General features: G+C 40.9%; 19 protein-coding genes. 5 read left to right on the top strand and 14 right to left on the bottom strand.

Annotation, left to right across the window (positions count from 1 at the left end):
- Positions 1 to 15: 15 nt before the first annotated feature.
- The 3 genes from LROSL1_RS07690 to LROSL1_RS07700 form a co-directional block, all read right to left on the bottom strand.
- Positions 16 to 900 carry a triphosphoribosyl-dephospho-CoA synthase gene (locus LROSL1_RS07690; protein ID WP_178914250.1) on the bottom strand — a complete coding sequence of 295 codons (885 nt, stop codon included), beginning with the start codon at positions 898 to 900 and terminating at the stop codon, positions 16 to 18.
- Positions 897 to 1,457, bottom strand: coding sequence for a citrate lyase holo-[acyl-carrier protein] synthase (gene citX, locus LROSL1_RS07695; RefSeq protein ID WP_178914251.1), 561 nt, complete (start codon positions 1,455 to 1,457; stop codon positions 897 to 899). The genes LROSL1_RS07690 and citX overlap by 4 nt, the downstream gene beginning before the upstream one ends.
- Before the next feature lie 168 nt (positions 1,458 to 1,625).
- The gene (locus LROSL1_RS07700; protein WP_017262062.1) at positions 1,626 to 2,774 is read right to left on the bottom strand and encodes an NAD(P)-dependent malic enzyme; all 1,149 of its coding nucleotides are present in this window, start codon (positions 2,772 to 2,774) and stop codon (positions 1,626 to 1,628) included.
- Positions 2,775 to 2,956: 182 nt separating this feature from the next.
- On the opposite strand from LROSL1_RS07700, the gene LROSL1_RS07705 reads away from it, so the two are divergent.
- On the top strand, positions 2,957 to 3,277 hold the full coding sequence (locus tag LROSL1_RS07705) for an OsmC family protein (RefSeq protein ID WP_225440508.1): 321 nt from the start codon (positions 2,957 to 2,959) through the stop codon (positions 3,275 to 3,277).
- Positions 3,278 to 3,541: 264 nt separating this feature from the next.
- On the opposite strand, the gene LROSL1_RS07710 is transcribed toward LROSL1_RS07705, so the two are convergent.
- From LROSL1_RS07710 to LROSL1_RS07720, 3 genes are all read right to left on the bottom strand, one after another.
- Entirely contained in the window at positions 3,542 to 3,763 is a 222-nt protein-coding gene (locus LROSL1_RS07710) for a hypothetical protein (protein WP_017262064.1), read from the bottom strand.
- Between the two features lie 127 nt (positions 3,764 to 3,890).
- Positions 3,891 to 4,682, bottom strand: a complete 792-nt coding sequence (locus LROSL1_RS07715; RefSeq protein WP_178914252.1) for an alpha/beta fold hydrolase — start codon at positions 4,680 to 4,682, stop codon at positions 3,891 to 3,893.
- A 153-nt stretch (positions 4,683 to 4,835) separates the two neighbouring features.
- Positions 4,836 to 5,171, bottom strand: coding sequence for a thioredoxin family protein (locus LROSL1_RS07720; RefSeq protein WP_017262066.1), 336 nt, complete (start codon positions 5,169 to 5,171; stop codon positions 4,836 to 4,838).
- Positions 5,172 to 5,392: 221 nt separating this feature from the next.
- On the opposite strand from LROSL1_RS07720, the gene LROSL1_RS07725 reads away from it, so the two are divergent.
- Both LROSL1_RS07725 and LROSL1_RS07730 read left to right on the top strand, forming a co-directional pair.
- Positions 5,393 to 7,021, top strand: a complete 1,629-nt coding sequence (locus LROSL1_RS07725) for an ATP-binding protein (protein ID WP_178914253.1) — start codon at positions 5,393 to 5,395, stop codon at positions 7,019 to 7,021.
- 1 nt (position 7,022) lies between these two features.
- Positions 7,023 to 7,709 carry a response regulator gene (locus tag LROSL1_RS07730; RefSeq protein ID WP_178914254.1) on the top strand — a complete coding sequence of 229 codons (687 nt, stop codon included), beginning with the start codon at positions 7,023 to 7,025 and terminating at the stop codon, positions 7,707 to 7,709.
- A gap of 99 nt (positions 7,710 to 7,808) precedes the next feature.
- Here LROSL1_RS07730 and LROSL1_RS07735 read toward each other — a convergent pair whose 3' ends face one another.
- The 5 genes from LROSL1_RS07735 to hdcC all read right to left on the bottom strand — a co-directional run bounded on the left by LROSL1_RS07735 (position 7,809) and on the right by hdcC (position 12,899).
- Entirely contained in the window at positions 7,809 to 8,807 is a 999-nt protein-coding gene (locus LROSL1_RS07735) for an NAD(P)-dependent oxidoreductase (protein ID WP_178914943.1), read from the bottom strand.
- Positions 8,808 to 8,841: 34 nt separating this feature from the next.
- Positions 8,842 to 9,921, bottom strand: a complete 1,080-nt coding sequence (locus LROSL1_RS07740; protein ID WP_017262070.1) for an AEC family transporter — start codon at positions 9,919 to 9,921, stop codon at positions 8,842 to 8,844.
- A 275-nt stretch (positions 9,922 to 10,196) separates the two neighbouring features.
- Positions 10,197 to 10,703 (bottom strand): ECF transporter S component, encoded by a 507-nt coding sequence (locus LROSL1_RS07745; RefSeq protein ID WP_178914255.1) that lies wholly within the window; start codon positions 10,701 to 10,703, stop codon positions 10,197 to 10,199.
- 12 nt (positions 10,704 to 10,715) lie between these two features.
- Positions 10,716 to 11,288 carry a TIGR01440 family protein gene (locus LROSL1_RS07750; protein ID WP_178914256.1) on the bottom strand — a complete coding sequence of 191 codons (573 nt, stop codon included), beginning with the start codon at positions 11,286 to 11,288 and terminating at the stop codon, positions 10,716 to 10,718.
- A gap of 150 nt (positions 11,289 to 11,438) precedes the next feature.
- A complete protein-coding gene (gene hdcC, locus LROSL1_RS07755; protein WP_017262073.1) occupies positions 11,439 to 12,899 on the bottom strand; it encodes a histidine-histamine antiporter in 1,461 nt (486 codons plus the stop codon).
- An 840-nt stretch (positions 12,900 to 13,739) separates the two neighbouring features.
- Between hdcC and LROSL1_RS07760 the strand changes: the two genes are divergently transcribed.
- Both LROSL1_RS07760 and speC read left to right on the top strand, forming a co-directional pair.
- Complete coding sequence (locus tag LROSL1_RS07760; RefSeq protein WP_178914257.1) at positions 13,740 to 15,233, top strand: BglG family transcription antiterminator; 1,494 nt, start codon at positions 13,740 to 13,742, stop codon at positions 15,231 to 15,233.
- Between the two features lie 97 nt (positions 15,234 to 15,330).
- On the top strand, positions 15,331 to 17,508 hold the full coding sequence (gene speC / locus LROSL1_RS07765; protein WP_178914258.1) for an ornithine decarboxylase: 2,178 nt from the start codon (positions 15,331 to 15,333) through the stop codon (positions 17,506 to 17,508).
- A gap of 148 nt (positions 17,509 to 17,656) precedes the next feature.
- On the opposite strand, the gene hisS is transcribed toward speC, so the two are convergent.
- The 3 genes from hisS to LROSL1_RS07780 form a co-directional block, all read right to left on the bottom strand.
- Positions 17,657 to 18,943 (bottom strand): histidine--tRNA ligase, encoded by a 1,287-nt coding sequence (hisS, locus tag LROSL1_RS07770; protein WP_178914259.1) that lies wholly within the window; start codon positions 18,941 to 18,943, stop codon positions 17,657 to 17,659.
- 370 nt (positions 18,944 to 19,313) lie between these two features.
- Complete coding sequence (locus LROSL1_RS07775) at positions 19,314 to 19,820, bottom strand: ECF transporter S component (RefSeq protein WP_178914260.1); 507 nt, start codon at positions 19,818 to 19,820, stop codon at positions 19,314 to 19,316.
- Positions 19,821 to 19,827: 7 nt separating this feature from the next.
- Entirely contained in the window at positions 19,828 to 20,400 is a 573-nt protein-coding gene (locus tag LROSL1_RS07780) for a TIGR01440 family protein (protein ID WP_178914261.1), read from the bottom strand.
- Positions 20,401 to 20,413: the final 13 nt, after the last annotated feature.

Below are 20,413 nucleotides of genomic sequence, written 5' to 3' on the forward strand. Positions count from 1 at the left end.
TTTTAATTTTCAAACTTAACGAAGTTGTCCCTCTAACAGGGCAAAGTAAATCGTTAAAATGAGCAGATCTGCCGAGCCACCGAGACTCAAATTACGTGACAAAAATATTTCGTTCAGCTGTTTTAAGAAAACTTGACCAGCTGATGTTCGACTGCCACCTAATTCGAAATAATGATTACTTTGAACGTGCATCCAATCAGTGATTTTTGCGTCACCAGCCCGTTTGATTAAATTTGAATCATCCGTGTTGCCGGCAATGCGCATTAATGTATCAAGCAAACGTTCCATCGTTGTTCCCTGACGTTGCCGTAAAAATGGCAATGCTAGTTCAACCACAGTTGGGAAACCCGCCTCCGCTTCACCACGAATACCAGCCTTACCATACTTTAGAAATTGACGTTCACCGGCTGTTAGCGACGCTGGTGAAGTCGCCTTGATCTTTTTGAAGTCATTTTCAGTTAATCCTTGAAGCATTTGTTTGGTAATGGCAATAACTTCATTTGTCGCATATTTGTCATTAACAGTTAGTTGTTGTGCTGTCGCCGCAACTAATACGCCCAATGAAAAAATCGCACCTTTATGTGTGTTCACACCATTCGTCGTTTCAAACATCATCTGCTCGGCATGCTGTCCCAAACGTCGTAACTGACCGAACAGTTCAGGCAATTCACCTTCCGTTTGTTCAAAACGCTGACCGGCAAGCGCACATCTGTGCAAGTATTCCCGTAAACTGGTTGCACTATCAATGAAAGTAAACACCGTCATATCAGGATGCGGACCAGCGGAAACGGGATCAACCAAGCCAGGCTTTGGATTCACAGCTACTTCATAAAGGAGCGCCCGTTCACCTACTTGTGAAAGTGTTGACGCCAACTGTTGGGCGCTCAAATCAAGTGTCATAGCAACTGTCCTCCAAAGTAAGTCGTATACATGTCGGCAATGTGGGCCTGCAATTCTGTCACGCTATGGCGACGCGAACGAGCACAATCCTTAGCCGGCCGACCGCAAACTAAACAGGTTCGCGCCGGCAAACCAAAGTTAGTTCGTGATAACGCCCTTGCACCGCCATCACTACCCATCAATACATCGGCATCAAATAAGCGGCCAAGTGTAAACTCATCTTCAAACGAAACTGCCAATTTTTTGACCTGATCAGCTTTCATATCAACGACATAAACCGCTTCCGAGCCTGTTGGACGATTCCAATGTTCATCATCAATGATGACATATTGGTGTTGAGTCATCATGCTTCTCAACTGTGCGTCACCGGCTTTGAATAACTTTTCTAAAGCACTATTATTTTTAATTGGTCCGGGAATATTCATTTTTAAAGCCACCACTGTTCTCCCCGGATATTTAGCGATTAAACTTTGCTGAAGCGCCACACGCTCGTCTTTGTTTGCCAATACGTCATCGATTGTTTGGGGTTCACCAGTTGAAAATATATCTTCTGCCACGACTTTCTCTCCGTTCCTCTTTAAATTACGGTTAACAGTTTACGCCTACCCATCATTTTTGTCTCGTTCGCCGATTAATACTTGTCAATAACAAAAGACTGCCATCAGCGTTTTTTGCACCAATAGCGGTCTTTAAATTTAATGCATCTTTTAACTTTAAAAAGCGAATTATTTCGCAAAATCAACAACTGCCTTAGCAACTGTCTGAACAACCCCATCATCGAATACGCCTGGTACAATATGATCTGCTGTCGGATGTTCAACTAAGCTAGCGAGCGCCTTAGCCGTTGTTGCTTCTAAAACAAACGTGACGTGTTTAAGACCACTGGCCAGTAACCCCTTATATAATCCTGGAAAGACCAAAATGTTATTAACCTGGTTTGGATATTGACTAGAACCTGTCGCAATAACCGCTGCACCAGCCTCCTTAGCAACTGCTGGATCAATTTCAGGCACTGGATTGGCCAGGCCAAAAATAATCGGCTGATCGGCCATATTGCGCACATCATCACCGGTGAGCACGTTTGCATCAGATAATCCGACAAACACGTCTTGGCCCTTAATGCCCTCTTGCAATGTTGCACCAGTTGTTTGTGTGCCCAATTCTCGCGCCAAGCCACGCTGGAATTTGTTATAACGGTCATCATCAGGCGTAACGACACCATGAATGTCAGCTAGTGTAATGTGTTTCACACCAGCGGCAAACAACAAGCGAGCAACCGCAATCCCCGATGCACCGGCTCCGTTAATCAAAATGTGCAAATCGTTAAATGGTTTATTCACAACCTTGGCTGCGTTCAAAAGGCCGGCCATCACTACAATAGCAGTTCCTTCTTGATCATCATGATAAACCGGAATGTTGAGTTCTTTGCTTAACCGATCTTCAATCTCAAAACATCTCGGCGCTGCAATATCCTCTAAATGAATACCTGCAAAACTGCCAGCAATATTTTTAATCGTGCTGACGAATTCGTCAGTGGATACCTGAGCAACTGATAATGGCAAAGCGTTAACACCCGCTAAGTCTTTATATAGTAATGATTTACCTTCAATAACCGGTAGTGCACCGGCCGGACCAATATTGCCAAGACCCAAAACAGCCGAACCGTCAGAAACCACGGCTACCAACTTGCCGCTTAACGTATAGTGATCTCGCAAACTTGGATCTTTAGCCAACATCTTTGAAATTGTAGCAACCCCTGGTGTGTACGCTTTGCCCAAATCCGATCGATTTTTAACAGCCATTTCAGATTCAATGCCAAGAACCCCATTATGTAAAGCATGTAACTTTAATACGTCATCTAATTGATCCGCCATGTGTGCGCTCCTTCATTTATTCTATTTCTAATATACACCGCTTTTAAAAAATATCAAAATTGATGGATTTTTTTGAAACATTTTAACAGTCTTAAAAACAGCAATAAGGCTAATTGATTGTTGTTTTATTGGTCAGTCTGTAGAATGAAGCTGTTAATATAATTCGCTTGGAGGGTTACAAAATGGAAAAAGACGCACGACCACGGACAACATATCATACGACAATTGTTAACGAAGACGGTGTTTCTGGTCACACGTTTGCTCAAGGTAAGAACCGTGTCGATCTACAGATTCGGAATACAAACGATGACACCAATGGAACTAATCCTGAACAACTACTCGGAATGGCCTTAGCCACCTGTTTGAACGCCACTTTTGAAGCCATTGAAAAACGTGATGGTTACGAGCATCAAACAAAGGTACGAGTAGACGTTGATCAAGCTCATGATACGCACGGTCTTCAATTCTTTGTTGATGTGTATGTCTACATTCCAGAATCATAAGTGGACCGTAAAACCGCACAGGCGTGGTTTGATCTCGCCGAAAGTCGCTGCCCTGTGTCAAAATTGGTACGTGGCAGCGATAACGTCACCTTCACGCTTGTCGATGCGTGGGATGATGGTGCAAGTACAGTTTTATAAAAATTGCCAGCAACACCAGTATCACGCCATATAAAAAACCAATCCTCAAGCCCGAGGATTGGCTTTTTTGGTCTACCACCTAAATTCTAAATACACAATATTTAACAATCTCGCTCTTCATTGAAACTAATAATTTGAACCAACCCAACCACAGTGCAAATGAATATAACACCGCTTGCCAGCCGCAAAATCTGCAGGAGATAATTCGAATTCAAAACCACAATTGTTCATATGACGAATACGCATTGGCATCGTGGGATGACCAGTATATTCCGTTTTCCACTCGTAATCTTGCCCATCTGCCGCTTCTGCAAGTACCTGCTCAGCATAATTTAACGTTTTCTCCATTGCTACCCTGCCCTCCCTTATGAACATGACGAACAATTTATTGTTTGCTCATAGTATCACATAGTTCCAATTTATCCAAATAACTTGCTCAACTTAAAGGAGATCATACGGCCCATTTGCCGGAGAATCACACATGCGGTAAGTTTTTCAAAAAGCTCAACAATGCCGCATTGGTTGCCGCACTTTGTTCTGCCATTAAGATATGACCAGCATTTGGAATAACAACTGACTGACCATGTGCAGCCATCTTAGCAGTTACACTGGCAAATTCAGGGTTAAAGTACGGCGATTTGCCCCCTGCCATCACTAGAAATGGCACGTTTATCTGACGAATCACATCGCGCCAATCTGCAAAAGCATGATCAAACAAAAATGGTTCATTGAGTGCTGCATCGTATGGAGACGTGGCAGCCACAGCCGTTACAAGTTGATACGTATCATCGTCAATATGCTTGAATGTGGACGGTCCCAATGGCATTCGGAAGAAGTCCGGAAACTCTGCCCAGGTCACATCTTTAAAACCAAATTTCCATTCCGCGTCATTGATCATTTTGGGACTTTGATCTAAATCAATCACCGCAGTGACGTTTGCATCCCCAAATAATGACAAATAAGCAAAAATAGTCGCTGCGCCCATCGAGTTCCCCAGCAGGATAGGCTTTACAAGGTGCAATTTATCGATCATTTCCGCAAGATCCATACCGTGGCGACTAATTCTTAATCCTTTGGCAGTATGTTGCGAAGCGCCTTGATTGCGGGCGTCCACATTGATGACGCGATAGCCGGCTGAAATTAGTGCCGAAACCTGCGCGTGCCAAATTTCTTTTGCACCACCAAGGCCAGTCAGAATAACAACTGGCTGTCCTTTGCCCTCATCCGTATAATCCAATCTGACGTGATCACTTGTGGTTATTATCATGTCTGCCTCCCCAGTGCCTTTATTGTCATTAGCATATCACATCCCCCTAAATCCCCGTGTTTAAAATAATCAATCATTCCTCGACAATTAAAAAAAGGCCAACCCCGACAAGCGACATTGACCTTAATCGTTACTGTTCAATTCTGGACACGCTTATGCCGGCTGTCCTTCTAACTTATCAATAAAGCTTTCAACTTCTTGACGGGTTTTCCGATCAGCGTTAGCGAAGCGACCGATTTCCTTACCATTTTCAAACGCAACAAAGCTTGGAATGCCCATTACGCCCAGCTCTTGAGCGAAGTCGATATTTGCATCGCGATCCACGTGAACCCATTGATATTGATCGTACTTGGATTCAATTTGCGGCATCACTGGTTTAATAAAAGCACAGTCAGGGCACCAAGTGGCACTAAAGAATAACATCACTTTGCCGTCTTTTTTAATAATATCGTCTAATTGTGCATTACTTAAATCTGTCATTGGTGTCATTAAAAAGCCTCCTAGATTCTGACATGGTCATTAGTAATCAAGTCGAGATCTTCTTTAAAAGTTACTTACTATTTTATAGTGTTTCTCAAAAAAGTCAACAATTGTTTGTTTGGAATAAACGTTCAATACCGTCAATTATTTTACATTCGGATGACTTAACGGGCTAGCACACCTGTATAATTATAGTATCAAGCTATTTTAAATGGAGTCAATCAATCATCATGCAAAAAAAATCTGATCATCGCAAATGGTCGCTACGCACAACGATTATTCTAGTGGTTTTATTAACGGTCGCAACTTCCTTATCCATTGCTGCACTTCTCGTACTACACAACGTTGTCCAAACGCAACAACGAAACATTAAGCAAAATATCCGTAGTACGGCCACAATTGTTGCCACAAGTACGGTTGTTAAAGATAATTTAACAACTAAACAGCCATCAGCACATGGCGACATTCAAAGATACACCAAGCGAATTCAACGCGCCACTCATGTCGATTTCATTGTTGTTATGAACCGTCGCCTAATCCGTTACTCACATCCGGACACCCGGGTCATTGGTCACCGGTTTAGTTCCCCAAAAGATGCCGCCAAGTCTCTAACCGGTCACACACATTTTTCTCGTGAAACAGGTGTGCTAGGAAATGGTTACCGAATTTTTACCCCCATCTACAATGCTAAGCATCAACAAATTGGCATCGTCTGTGTCGGCTTAACGGAAAAATCGATCAATAGTGAAACACGGGCCGCCGAGTTTCCCATTGTCATCGGGTCACTGCTTGGTCTGATTATCGGTATCATCGCCGCCTGGTTGCTAGGAACCCATATTCGTCGCCGGCTACTGGGAATGGAACCCCAAGAAATCGCTACTCGGGTGACTGAATTATCTGTCATCAATGACAGTATGTCCGAGGGACTTATCGCAATTGATCAACAACGGCGGCTGATCACAGCAAACGATATCGCTAATGAACTATTTCCGACCCTGACAATTGGTGATCCACTTGATGATGACCTGTTTGACGCTTTATTTGGGCAGACGTTTAAGGGTTCAAAAGGCACGATTAATGAATCCGTATTAATCCAGTCTAAAGAATTAATTGTGTCGACCAGTCCACTGATTTCTGCTGGCAAACGCCTAGGTAGTATGGCATTATTACGTGATCGTTCTGAATATCAACTACTAGCCGACCAATTAGCTGGGACAACACAATATATTCAGGCACTGCGAGCACAAACGCATGAATTTCTAAACAAACTTCAGGCTGTTTCCGGTCTAATCGAATTGCATCAATACGACGAAGTTCAACGATTCATTACCAATACGTCAGCAGATTACCAAGCTCAATTCGGTAACCTAAACAATCATATTCAATCGCCAGCTGTAGCTGGATTTCTCATGGGGAAATTAAACCAGGCTCATGAACAGCAAGTTGCCTTTACCATCACGCCTGATAGTCTTCTTCCCAAGCAAGTCGCTTCAGAAGCCTTAAGTGTGGATCTAATTAAAGTCCTGGGAAACCTCATCGATAACGCAATTGACGCTGTTAATAACAATGACAATGTTAAATCAGAAATCACGTTGTCAATTAATTATGACGATGAGAGTAATATCTTGGTCATTGAGGTAACAGATAATGGCTGCGGAATTTCAAAAGAAGTTAAAGCTCACATGTTTGAGCAACACTATTCAACTAAGGGACGAGATCGTGGTTACGGTTTAGTACTCGTTAAACAGGTCGTTGACGCCCGCAATGGCTACCTATCAGTGACTAATAATCGCCCGCAAGGCACTACTTTTTACGTTGAATTACCACTATCTAATCAAAAATCGGAGGGCGATGACTAATATGATGAACGTTTTAATTGTTGAAGACGATCCCATGGTCAGTGCGATTAATCAGCAATATCTTAAAAAGATTATTCCATCGACCCAGCTAAGTCTCACTAAGATTGACAATGGAATGGACGCATTGTCAATTCTAAAACAACGGCCTATGGATCTCATGTTGCTGGACGTTTATATGCCGAAACTGTCCGGAAGTGAGGTTTTGACAGAGTTAATGCGCCTTGAAATACATCCCCAAGTAATCATGCTAACGGCCGCAAATGATACAGAACATGTTAAGGCAGCTATCGACTATGGTGTCCTCGACTACTTAATTAAGCCCTTTACATTCGACCGCTTTAAACAAGCAGTGGCCAAATTCTTACAAATATATCAATCACTTAAAAATGCGGGTTCATTGGCACAAAAAGACTTAGATCAATTATTTACGCCGACCACCTCACAGTCCTCACAGTTTCCGCAAGCGTTGCCTAAGGGATTGTCTCGATTGTCACTGGAACGCGTGACAACCGCGATTCAACCTTTACAGGCACCCTTTTCCGTTCAAGACGCCGCACAAGCAGCAAAACTTTCAAGAATTTCCACCAAAAAATATTTAGACTATTTAATCGAGACGCATCAGCTATCGTCCAGTATTAAATATTTAGCAGTAGGACGACCATTAACAGTTTACGAATTTATCAATTGAACAACTTCTCCAAGAATATTTCTTACCACCTTTTGTCACAATTAGCGATGAAAAAACGGCCCACCAATTTGGTGTGACCGCTTTTTGCATGTGCAATCTTTAATCTAACTTCACGTCATTATCAGTATGACCGTTAGCTAATACTTGTTCAAAGTTCTGATAGCTAACAGCAATCATATCCGTCAATGCCGGTTTGGTATATGAACCCATATGTGGTGTCATTAAAACACGAGGATAAAGTTCACGGAGACTTTCAACAATTTCGTTTGGTAACTTACCACTAAATTGATGACCAAAAATTAATTTTTCATCTGGTAAAACGTCAGTGGCAAAACTACCAAGTGTGTTGGCTTGTAATGCTTGCAAAACGGCACCATGATCCACCAACTCACCACGCGCAGTATTAACCAAAACCGCGTCATTTTTCATCTTTTTCAAAAAATCTTCATCAACCATATTTTCATTTTGGCCTGGGAAATATGGTACATGAATCGAGACAATATCTGATTCAGCCAAAAGTTCATCGAGATCAACAAAGGTAACAAACTGACGTGCAAAATCCGAAGGGTAAGGATCATAGCCCAGTACTCTTGTACCCATACCCTTATATAAACTCGCTTCCGTTGCGCCAATTTTCCCAGTACCAATAATTCCTACCGTACTGCTGTGGACTTCACGGGAAAGTAGTGCTGGGGCCACCGTAAAGTCACCATCTTCAGCACGGCTGGTTGCCAATGTCGTGTGACGCAAGGACATCATCCCCAGTGTCATCGCTAATTCTGCTACTGCATACGGTGAGTATGCTGGGACTCGTGCAACTTTCATGTTATAGCTAGCTGCGGCCTTCAAGTCAATGTGATTAAAGCCAACCGTCCGAGTGAAGACATATTTAATACCCCATTCATTAAACTTAGCCAAATTCGTGGCATCGGCCACACAGTTGGCACGCAATAATACGGCATCTGAACCCTTAGCAGTTTCGACATTCTCATGTGTTAACAAGTCGCCTATTAAGTTTAGTTCATACTGATTTTTATTTAAATCGTTGAAATACGACACTTCGTTTGAACGAACACCATATGCTGTAATTTTGAACATCATTATCCACCTCAACCTTAATCAAAGAACGTCATTATTTAAAAATTCCAACCTGATTCAGTACCTCTAGCAAGGCAATCCAGATAGGTGTCGCAACAACGGCACAAATCGTTGAAATCAATGATGCATTTGACGCTAATACAGCATCCCGATCAAAACTAATCGCGTATGCCGAGGCTACGGAAGCCGTCGGCGTTGCCATCATGATAATAACGGTTGCCAAGGCAACGTAACTAACTGGCAAAATGTGAGTAATCGTTAGGATAAATAGCAGCACTAAGTTCAATAAAGGAACCAAGATAACCTTGTTAAAACTGTAATACCATGAGGCTTTATCAGAAGCTGCATCTTTCATGGAAATCGAACCTAATGTTGCACCAATCGAAAGCCAAGCCAATGGTGATGCCAAATTCCCCAAGTACTGCAGTGGTTTGAACAACCAAAGTGCAGTTTGGTCAATCCGATAGAAAGCCACGTTGATGGTTGGTGCATTTGGCGCAATTACGCCATTTACAGCTTGCTTAACAGCAACCATTGGCATGAAGTCTTGAATCATCCATAAAATCAAGCCAGCAAATGTTGCAATAACGATAGGATTTAAAAACATTTTTTTGATATTGCTTGCTTCCATCTTCAATCCGGACATTTTGATGTAGGCATATGAATATAAGAAAATTCGGTAACCGATGTTAAAAATGGAACTATACATAATCCCCTTTGCACCAAACACGGCACCAACAATTGGAATACCAAAGAATGTTGTTGAACCAAAAGTCGTTAAAATAGCTAATGTTTCTTGCTTATCCTTAGGAAACTTCGTATACGAAAACGGCGTTACGAAAATTAGGATGATATAGATTAAAATGCCCCAAATCAGAACATTTAAACCCTGTGTAAAAGTTTCATGACTGATTGGCTGCATAAATGAATTGAACGCTAAAGCTGGTAGTGCAACCGACAAAACCACTTTTGACAAAATTTTTCCAAACGTTTCACCAAAGGTGCCCCGTTTACGTAAATAAAAACCTAACAAAATGATAAAAACGGTCGATGTTATCGAACTAATAATCGAGACGTTTGTGAACGTAGCCTCAAGGGCCTTCGCAATGCTCATGATAATTCCTCCAAATAATTGAAATAACTTAATTTAGCAATGAATTTAGTGTATTTGTTATTTGTGAAATAATGAACATTTTATAATTAATGAAACCTTTTGTAACTTATGTAAGCGCCTAAACCAATACTTCCGTCAACGATATGTGCTTAGTCTCAACAATGTTGAAATGTCTGTTAGACAACGTTTGAAGCTGCATACACAATCATTTAACTTATTGTTATACAACAAAACCCCGGCAAGCCGGGGTTTTGTGGATTGTTTTATTTTAAAGCTCATTTTTTGATCAGTTGAACAATTTTTGGCCCAACAACGTACGCAATGACAACGCCCACGAGACCTTGGATTAGGTTTGTAGCTATGCCGATTAGGCCAATCGAAACACTGTATAAAAGACTATCAGCTAAAAAATAGCCAATTGTCATAATAATTACAGCGAGTACCAAACTAATTATCCTTGATGCATTCTTACTTACTTTCGACAACATTAAACCTGCGACCAGACCCTCTAAGCCATGAACGATAAAGGAAAAAAACATATATTGCCCGTATCCTGACAACAAATCCAGTAGAAAACCACTAATTGCACCGACACTCGCGCCTTCACGTGGTCCCAATAACATGGCTGCAATAAGGATACCGGCATCACATAGATTGATGTTTCCGTGGGTCATCGGTACGGGGATAATGAATAATCGACTAATAACAACGGTTACGGCAATGAGCATAGCACTCAAAGTCAGCCGTCGCAGCGTCTCGTGCTGTGTTGAAGAATTGTTCATAATGTCACACCTTTAACGAATGTCCTTCAAATTATCTTCAGTAAACATATATCGAGCCCGTTCTCCGCCGATCAGTTTAGGCCGTGATGACAGGCCTACAACACGCGCTTCACCCACATCACGGTGTGTCAAACGAACCGGAATCTGCACAAATTTAACGTGCATGCCAATTTCCGTGCCACCAATATCAATGCCGCCGTCCGCAACGATATGTTCCACTTCTACTGGATCATCAAACTGCTGGTAAGCGGCCACTTGTGTGCCACCGCCGGCATGAATAGCAGGTTTAACTGACACAATTTCAAAATCATGGCGTTCAGCTACCGAACGTTCGAGAACTAGTGCACGGTTAATATGTTCACACCCTTGAACGGCTAGGTTCAGATGACGAGGTTTAAGAAATGATTGAACAGTTTCAACAACCGTTTTACCAACGTCTAAACTCGAATCTGTCCCTTTCCACTTACCTAAAATTTCACTAGTACTACAGCCAACGACAAAAATGCTATTTTCTGGCAGCGTAACCTTGTGAAAGTATTCAGTTAAAAGTTCATTGAGGTCATTTTTAATAGTTTCTCTAGTCATCTATTAACTCCTCTTTTCATCTATACACTAAGATCCCCAAAATCAAAATTGATAATGGAGACCCACACTTCTAATTTGTTGTATTAGTAGGAACTTTGCATATGCAAGCTTATAAAATGTACAGTGCAATTAAGAACATAATATTTTTGTCTAACCTGCAATCAAAGCGTATACACCATAGATTGCAACAAGGACAATGATAATTGCAAATACTAGTTCTTTCTTAGTAAAGGTAACCTTATTGTGTTGTTTACGAGCAACAATATAAATCGGAATACCTAACGCATACACAATAAATGCAATAGCAATATATCTTGGACCGGCTGCAATTGCCATCACCAATGTGTATGCAAAGGCCAAACCGGCAATAATTAAGGCCTTCTTCGGACTGTGTTTAGAGCCCTCAGCGAATTCACCTTTTTTTCGACTTATCTTCATGAGATACATTTCCGAAATTAAATATGGCGGAACTGTCATTGTCCCCACAACCGTCAACAACATTTGGTAAGCATTCAAGTCAAAGTGCGCAATGACAATAATTACCTGGATTACCAATGTTGCCACAATAACGGAGAAACTTGGGACATTATTTTTCGAAACTTTTGCAAAGGCTTTCGGGAAAGATCCGTCTTCGGCAGCAGCGTGCTGTGGTAACTCTGCCAACATTTGAATCCATGAAATCCAGCTTGCGAAAACCGCAAACAATAGTGCAACTGTAATGACATCCCGACCAATAGTACTGTGCCATAAATTAGTCAAAATATATGCAGTTGAAGGTGATGTCAATTTAGCCAAGTGACCATATGAATAGACACCCAAGGACAACATCCCTACAAGGGTATACATAACCATACACATGATAAAACCGGTAATTGTTGCCTTAGGCACTTGTTTAACATCCCGTGCCTTACCGGACATAACAACAGCACCTTCGACGCCACCAAATAGCCATAATGTAACCATCATCGTTGACATTAGTTGATGCCAGATGCTTCCCATTGGCTTATCGCCCCTAGAAGCAATTGCTTGTGTTGCATTAGCATTCGTCGTAAACGTATGCAAATTGAAATGTGCAGCAACAGTTACAACAAAAACAACAACAACGGCTAACATAATTGCAGTAGCATACTTTTGAACCGTGCTTGACACTTCAACACCACGTAAAACCAATGCAGTTAATCCCCAGGTAAGAATTGTTGCCCCAATAACTGAAGGCCAGTTGTTACCACCAGTGAAAAGTCCTGGGAAGAAATAATCTAGTGTGCTCATTGTTAAAACAGCATATGCCGCATTAGCAGCACATTCACAAACAAAGTAACCCCATGCAGTAAAGAAACCAGTGAACGCTCCAAAACCTTGTTCACCATACTTATACAAGCCTGCGGTCAAATCAGGTTTAACATCACTCAAAATAACAAAGGTCTCGGCAATGAACCAGATACCAATTCCAGTCGTTATCCATGCCAGAAGCTGCCCATTAACACCGGCAACTTGTGACATGTTTTTAGGTAAATCGAAAACCCCAGATCCGACCATTGCACTAACTGTAAGTGCAACTAGGCCAACAAAACCCAGCTTACCCGCTTGGGCTTTTTTATTGCTCTCGTCCATAGTCTAAATTCTCCTTAAAGCCGATTGGCCAATTAAGTAAAAAAATCAGATTGTGGACAGCAATTAAAAACGTTTTCTCATTTGGCAAACTACCATGCACTTTTTTAAAAGTCAACAGACCATCTATTCAATAAAACGATGATTGACTACTAAGTGATGTCCATAAATCGCCCTTCTTAATATAGTTTTAACGAAGTTTCTGAATTCCCTTTTTTTAAATTCAAATTTTTTAATTACGCAGAATTAGAGGCTGTAATCATATTTTTTGCGTTGAAAGTTCATTAAGCATACTTTCTCCTTAAAATACTTTATCAATCCGATAAGGAATTAATTATATCTTGTCCCAAAAACAGAATCTTTAGAAAACGTTTTCATGATTTTGCACAAAATATGCAAAATCAAAAACAAAATTGAGTGCAACTTACAGTCCTCCTCAATAGCGATACCACGCCGTTAACGCATTTTATCGATAAATAACCATACACTTACGTAGAAATAAATGCGGTAAGTAAAGGTAAAAAAGCACGCATATACGCATGATACATTAATCACGTGAACAGCATTAAAGCGTTTTCTCAAAAATTGTTTTACGTGTTGTTTATAAGCTAGCTTTGGTTAATTCGATTTAAATAAGTCACGTAAATGGCTTCATTTACGTTCTTTGTTCAACTCACGACATGTCGTTAAAAATCGAGTATGCGATTACTTTTGCAGGTGGTATGTCACTTAATTTTTATCTTTTAAAGATTTCTTCAGTAGTTCCCTGGCATCAGTCTTCAAAACCGTCTGATGACTAAATGGCAAATCCGCCGATTGTAAACTCTGGAGTAAGTGAACAATATGACAAATTACGATCAAAATCTCTTGAATTTAATGCTTGCGGAAACTTCCTATCGCTCAGCGGATTATTACGCAAACGCATTGGGTGTTTCCAAAAAAACAATCTACAACCATAGCAAGGGTGTAGAAACATATTTAAATAATCATGGCTTGTCTCTGGAAAGAATGCCAAGAAAAGGCTATTTAATCACTGGATCAAGTGAAAAGAAGCAGCACCTCCGCCTAATCTTAGGCAAAAAAGTTGCTACTCAACTTGATACAAAATTTACACCTCAATATCGACGATTGTATCTTTTCGCACAGCTATTGTTTTCTGATCGTAATAGCTATCGGGTGTATGCTGAGTCCTTTTTCGTCTCTGTACAATCGATAAAAAAAGACTTTGATGAAATCAACGCTTTTTTACGAGACAAAAAGATTAGCCTGCCCGATCAAACAAGCCTAGTTCACTCCTTTGAGGTTGAAATTAAGATTGAGCAAGCATTTAAAGAATATTTAGATATGTACCTTGCTCATTCTGATTTAAAGCAATCTCAACTATTTGCCATCTTTGGTACCGCAATTTTTGAAATTTCCACAAATTTTGTAGACGACAATTCGGCCCAAGATGCGCACGTACAAGATGAGTACCTTCCAGACTCCTTGCGCGAATTGTTATTGATTTTTTTAAACCGAGTTAAGCATGGTCTCCATCTGACGGGAACTAAAAATCAAATTATTATATTCGAATTTCAAAAGGATACCGACCTATCTCGTGTCGTTTCAAATTTAGCAGAAACATGCAAATTACATGCGGGCGTAACTTTTACTAACGAGAATCTTCGTTTCTTGAACCTTTTACTGTTGGGTCACGGAATTAGCAGTAATCCAAAAGACTTTTCATCCAAATACGATTTCACCATAGCGGCCAAACAATTAATTGAACGTGTCGGGCAAGAACTTGAAACGGATTTCAATACTGATAATGAACTGTTAAAAGTCACTATTTATCATTTAATTCCTATGGTTGCTCGTTTGAATTTAGGATTGCATATTGCAGATCCACTTAAGTCTGAAATTTTTGTGCACCACCGTGTTATTGCCCAGACCGTTAAGAGTAGTGCTGGCGAGTTGGAAACTCACTACCACATTAACTTGTATGACGATGAAGTCTCTCTCTTGTCTTTGCATTTTCTCGTTGCTGCTGAACGACATAGACGTTCAAACCATGTTCTTGTCGTTTGTCACGCAGGGGCAGAAATTTCTCAATTCGTTTTACTTTCCTTGCAAAACAACCTGCCCTCAAACAACGAAATGACACTCATTGCGCCCAGCGAATTATCCAAAACAGACCTGACAAAATTTGATTTGGTAGTCTCAACCACAACTATTGTTGATCGTACGATTCCTGTGATGTACGTTTCAGTTCTTCCGCGCGAGGAAGAGATTTCAACAATTTACTGGAAACTTGTTGATGTATATCGTAAAAGATTCAAAACAATGCGCAATTTGTAATTTTTCAAAATTAGTACATGCCAGTTTCAATCGAATATTTAACTTTAAATCAAAAAAAGCTTTCCAATACTTCATCTATCGAAAGGAAGCAGGAAAAATGTCAAAATTGATCGTCGCGATGGCTCCCGAAATTGAGGACTATGTACAATCTGATCGGGAGGTCGTTGATGTCGCATCCGTTACAGACTGGACCAACGTTGGTGCAGTTGTATTGACGGATGATGAGCTAGAAATCGCCGACACGGTCAAAAAAACGACTTTTGGAATACCCGTTTTTTTAGCCACACACGATACTAATGCACTTGATAATAATCAGCATCTCAATGCTGTTGATCACCTAATTGATCTAAACAATGATTTTAACAAACAAATTTATTCTCGAGAAGTTGAGCACGCTGCTAGTGAATATGAAGAGAATTTAATGCCACCATTCTTTGCAGAATTAAACAAAGTTGTTAACCGTGGATCGTGGCAGTTTGAATGTGCTGGTCATCAAGGAGGCGCATTCTATCTTAAGTCCCCCGTTGGCCGTAAATTCTACGACTTTTATGGTGAACGATTCTTCCGAGCAGATGTTTCAATCTCGGAAGATGGACTTGGTGATGTTCTAACTCATGATGGCGCTGCCTTAAAAGCAGAAAAGCACGCAGCAAAAGTATTCAATGCGGATAAGGCATACTTTGTACTAAATGGATCAACAACGTCAAATAACATTGCTATCACTGCAGCTGTTACAAAGGGTGATTTAGTACTCTTTGATCGCAATAACCATAAATCTGCTTACAATAATGCCCTCGTAATGAACGGCGGTATTCCAATTTATCTGGAAACAAGTCATAATTCGTATGGATTAATCGGTGGCATCAAGGATTCTGGGTACGACGAAAAGACACTTCGCGATGAAATTCGTAAGGTAGCACCCGAAAAGGCTGATCAAAAACGACCATTCCGGTTAGCAATCATTGAACACGACACATACGACGGTACTATGGCAAACGCACAACAAATTGTCGATAAAATAGGTCATCTTTGTGACTATATTCTTTTCGATTCTGCTTGGGCAGGCTATGAACAGTTTATTCCAATGATGAAAGAGACTTCTCCCCTCTTAGTTAACCTTGGTCCTGAAGATCCCGGTTTGCTCGTTGTTCAATCAATCCACAAACAGCAGGCTGGTATTTCTCAAGCGTCACAAATTCTTAAAAAAGACAGCCATATCAAGGGCCAGCGTCGCTATATAAGTCACAAACAGTTCAACAACTCTTTCATGAAGTATTCCTCAACATCCCCATTCTATGGTATTTTTGCTTCAATCGATGTTTCAGCAAGAATGCAAGAAGGCGAAACTGGTAAAAAGATGTGGAACGACACCATGTTAACCGTTGTTCGAGCACGTAAACGCTTATTACGCGAAGCAACAATGATTCGTCCGTTCGTTCCACCTATGGTCCATGGAAAACCTTGGGAAGACGCAGATGATCAGGAAATCGTCAATGACAAAGCCTACTGGGCTTTTGATCCCGACGAAAACTGGCACGGTTTTGATGGTTATAGCAAAGGTCAATATTTCATTGATCCAAATAAGCTCATGCTCGTCACTGCTGGTCTTGATATTCCAAATGACAAATATGAAGACTTTGGTGTGCCAGGCTCAATCGTGACTCACTACTTACACGAACACGGCATTATCAATGAAAAGAATGATTTAAATTCGGTGCTGTTCTTAATTACACCCGCCGAAGATGATGCAAAGATGAACAACTTAGTTGACCAAATCCTTAAGCTGGAAAAATACATCAACGAAGATGCCCCACTTAAGGAAGTATTGCCTCATCTGTACCAGCAGTATGAAGATCGATACAAAAATTACACAATCCGTCAACTTTGCCAAGAAATTCATGATTTCTACAAATCACACAATGCAAAGAAATATCAAAAGGACATCTTCACCAAGGAGCATCTGCCAGAAAGAGCGATGACGTTGGAAGAAGCTGATACAGAATATCGCCGTAACAATGTTAAGCTCGTCAAATTAGATGACATTCTAGGGAAAATAGCCGTGGAAGGAATCATTCCTTATCCACCTGGTATTTTTGCCATCGCCCCTGGCGAACGTTGGACTCAAACGATTTTGAACTACTTTAAAGTGCTTGAAGAATCTACGAATAAGTTCCCCGGATTTAGTACTGAGGTTCAAGGAATGTATTATAAGGAAGAAAACGGTCAGGAAGTTGCCTACGGATATGTTTACGATCCCGACGCATCTAAAGATTAGTTCATCTATTTTCTCAGTATTTTCACGGAAGACATCTTATTGATGTCTTCTTTTTTGTTTTATATAAAAACGACACTGCTGAATTTTTATCACCCTCAGCAATGCCATCTTTTGTATTGTTTATCTAAGATCAACGCTAATCATTTATCTATTTTAAATATGTCATTGGATTCATTAGTAAGTCGTCAATATCAACTACTTGTTTCACGTCTGAATCGGCCTTTACCAATTCTATTTTTCTATCCGTGACTTCACGTTGTCCAACAACAGCATAATAACGGGCATTCTTCCGAATTGCTTCTTTGATTTGTGAACCAACCTTAATGCCTTGATAATCTTTATCAGCCGCTAAACCTTTCTGCCTCATACCGTTCAGTAACTTAAACGCAAGATTGTCGCCATCCTCATCCGCCGATGCAAAGAAAATGTCAGCTTGTGGTTGGGGAGCAAAGTTAGGATTCTCAGCTTTCAGCAACAGTAGCAAACGTTCTACTCCCATTCCGAAACCAATTCCACCCTCTTTAGGACCACCCAATTGCGAAATCAGCCCATCATAACGACCACCACCACAAACTGTGACAAAACCACCACCAAATACCTTGGCATCTGACATAATTTCAAAGATAGTCTGTGTGTAATAGTCCAAACCTCGCACCATATCCGAGTCAATCTCATAATCAATGTTTAGTTCATCCAGAAGACTCTTGACATGCTCAAAATAATTTCTTGAATAGTCACTCAAAGAATCTAAAATTGACGGCGCATTTGCAACAATCTTTTGATCAGCCTCATCCTTGCTGTCCAAGACCCTCAACGGATTTTTGTACAGACGCGTCTTTGAGTCATCACTTAGTTGATCATAAAATGGCTTCAAGTAATTAATCAACGACGCACGATAATTATCACGAGTTTCCTGATCGCCCAGAGAATTGATTACCAGTTTTAAGTCACTTACCCCAAGTGTCTTAAAGAACTGCAGTGCCATGGCAATAACCTCAACATCAATTTGCGGTGATTCGCTATTTAAAGCTTCACACCCAATCTGGTTAAACTGCCGTTGACGCCCTGATTGCGGTCGTTCATATCTAAACATTGGTCCCATGTAATACACTTTGTATGGTTTAGGATATTCGGGACCGAACAACTTATTCTGCACATATGCACGAACTGTACCAGCAGTACCTTCTGGTCGTAAGGCAATTCTTCGTCCACCCTTGTCCTCAAAATCATACATTTGTTTCTCAACAATATCTGAAGTATCACCAACGTTTCGAGCAAAAACATTGTAGTCTTCAAACATCGGGGTTCGAATACCCCGATATCCGTACTTCGGAAAGAGATCTCTGACAACACCTTCAAGTTTCTGCCAAGTTTCAATATCACCTGGTAAAATGTCTGCAGTGCCCTTTGGTCTTTGATAATCATATTCAGTCATATAAACGTCCCCTTTTCTGTATAAAAAGAAATACGCCCTCCAAAGTTACATAATGTAACTTTGGAGGGCGTCAAAACGCTGTTCCACCTCAAATTCATAACAGTCTCACAACTGTTACCTCAGTGAGTCTCAGATCGCGAGCTCCAAGACTCAAGATTGTTAACGCAATCACGCGAAACTTGCTACTCGAATGCTAATTGTCTTCGCAAATTTGGTTCGTAGATGTGTTTCACCTCAAACGCCAACTTTCATCACCGTTGGATCTCTAATACTTACAATGAAGCTTTTGCTCTACTCATAACCTCTGACATCATCGTATAACTATTTTTTGTAAAGTCAATACTTACGCCTTCTCATTTTTAAGGAATCATTATCGCCGTAACAAGCCACCAATTTTATCATTCAGAAAAAAGGTAACAATCGCCCCAACCATGCCTTGAATTAAATTGGCAGGAATTCCAATTAGTCCCATTGAAATTCCATACAATAAACTGTCCGATCCAAAATACCCACTAACCATAATCAGCGTTCCAATACATAGAACTAATGCTTGACCTGCTTTTCCTAAAAACTTAGCGGCCAACAGGCCAACGACGAGTCCTTCTATTCCATGAATTGCCAAAGAAAAAAACATATATTGGGCATAACCGGACAGCAAATCTAATATAAAACCCGTTAGTGCACCTACTGTGGCCCCTTCTCGAGGTCCAAGACTCAACGCTGTTAAAAATATTCCAGCATCACATAGATTTACGTTTCCGCGCGTTAGCGGGATGGGAATGAGAAAGATTCTACTAATAACCACAGTGACTGCCACCAACATCATGGTCAATGTCAGACGCCGTAGCTTTTGGTGCGACATAAACGAATCGTTCATTATCCAATCACCGAATATCCTTCAAATTATCTTCAGTAAACGTATACCGAGCTCGTTCTCCACCGATTAGTTTAGGCCGTGATGACAGGCCTACAACCCGTGCTTCACCCACATCACGGTGATCCAAACGAACCGGAATCTGCACAAACTTCACGTGCATGCCAATTTCCGTGCCACCAATATCAATGCCGCCATCCGCAACAATATGTTCCACTTCTACTGGATCATCAAACTGTTGGTAAGCGGCCACTTGTGTACCACCGCCGGCATGAATGGCCGGTTTGACTGAAACTATTTCGAACCCATGACGTTCAGCTACCGCACGTTCGAGAACTAGTGCCCGGTTGATGTGTTCACATCCTTGAACGGCTAGGTTCAGATGACGGGGTTTAAGAAATGATTGAACCGTTTCAACAACCGTTTTACCAACGTCTAAACTCGAATCTGTCCCTTTCCACTTGCCTAGAATTTCACTGGTACTACAACCAACGACAAAAATGCTATTTTCTGGCAATGTAACTTTTTCAAAATATTCAGTCAAAAGCTCATTGAGGTCATTTTTAATAGTTTCTCTAGTCATCTTTTAACTCCTT

Origin of the sequence: Furfurilactobacillus rossiae, assembly GCF_013394005.1 — a bacterium.
Classification (GTDB): domain Bacteria; phylum Bacillota; class Bacilli; order Lactobacillales; family Lactobacillaceae; genus Furfurilactobacillus; species Furfurilactobacillus rossiae.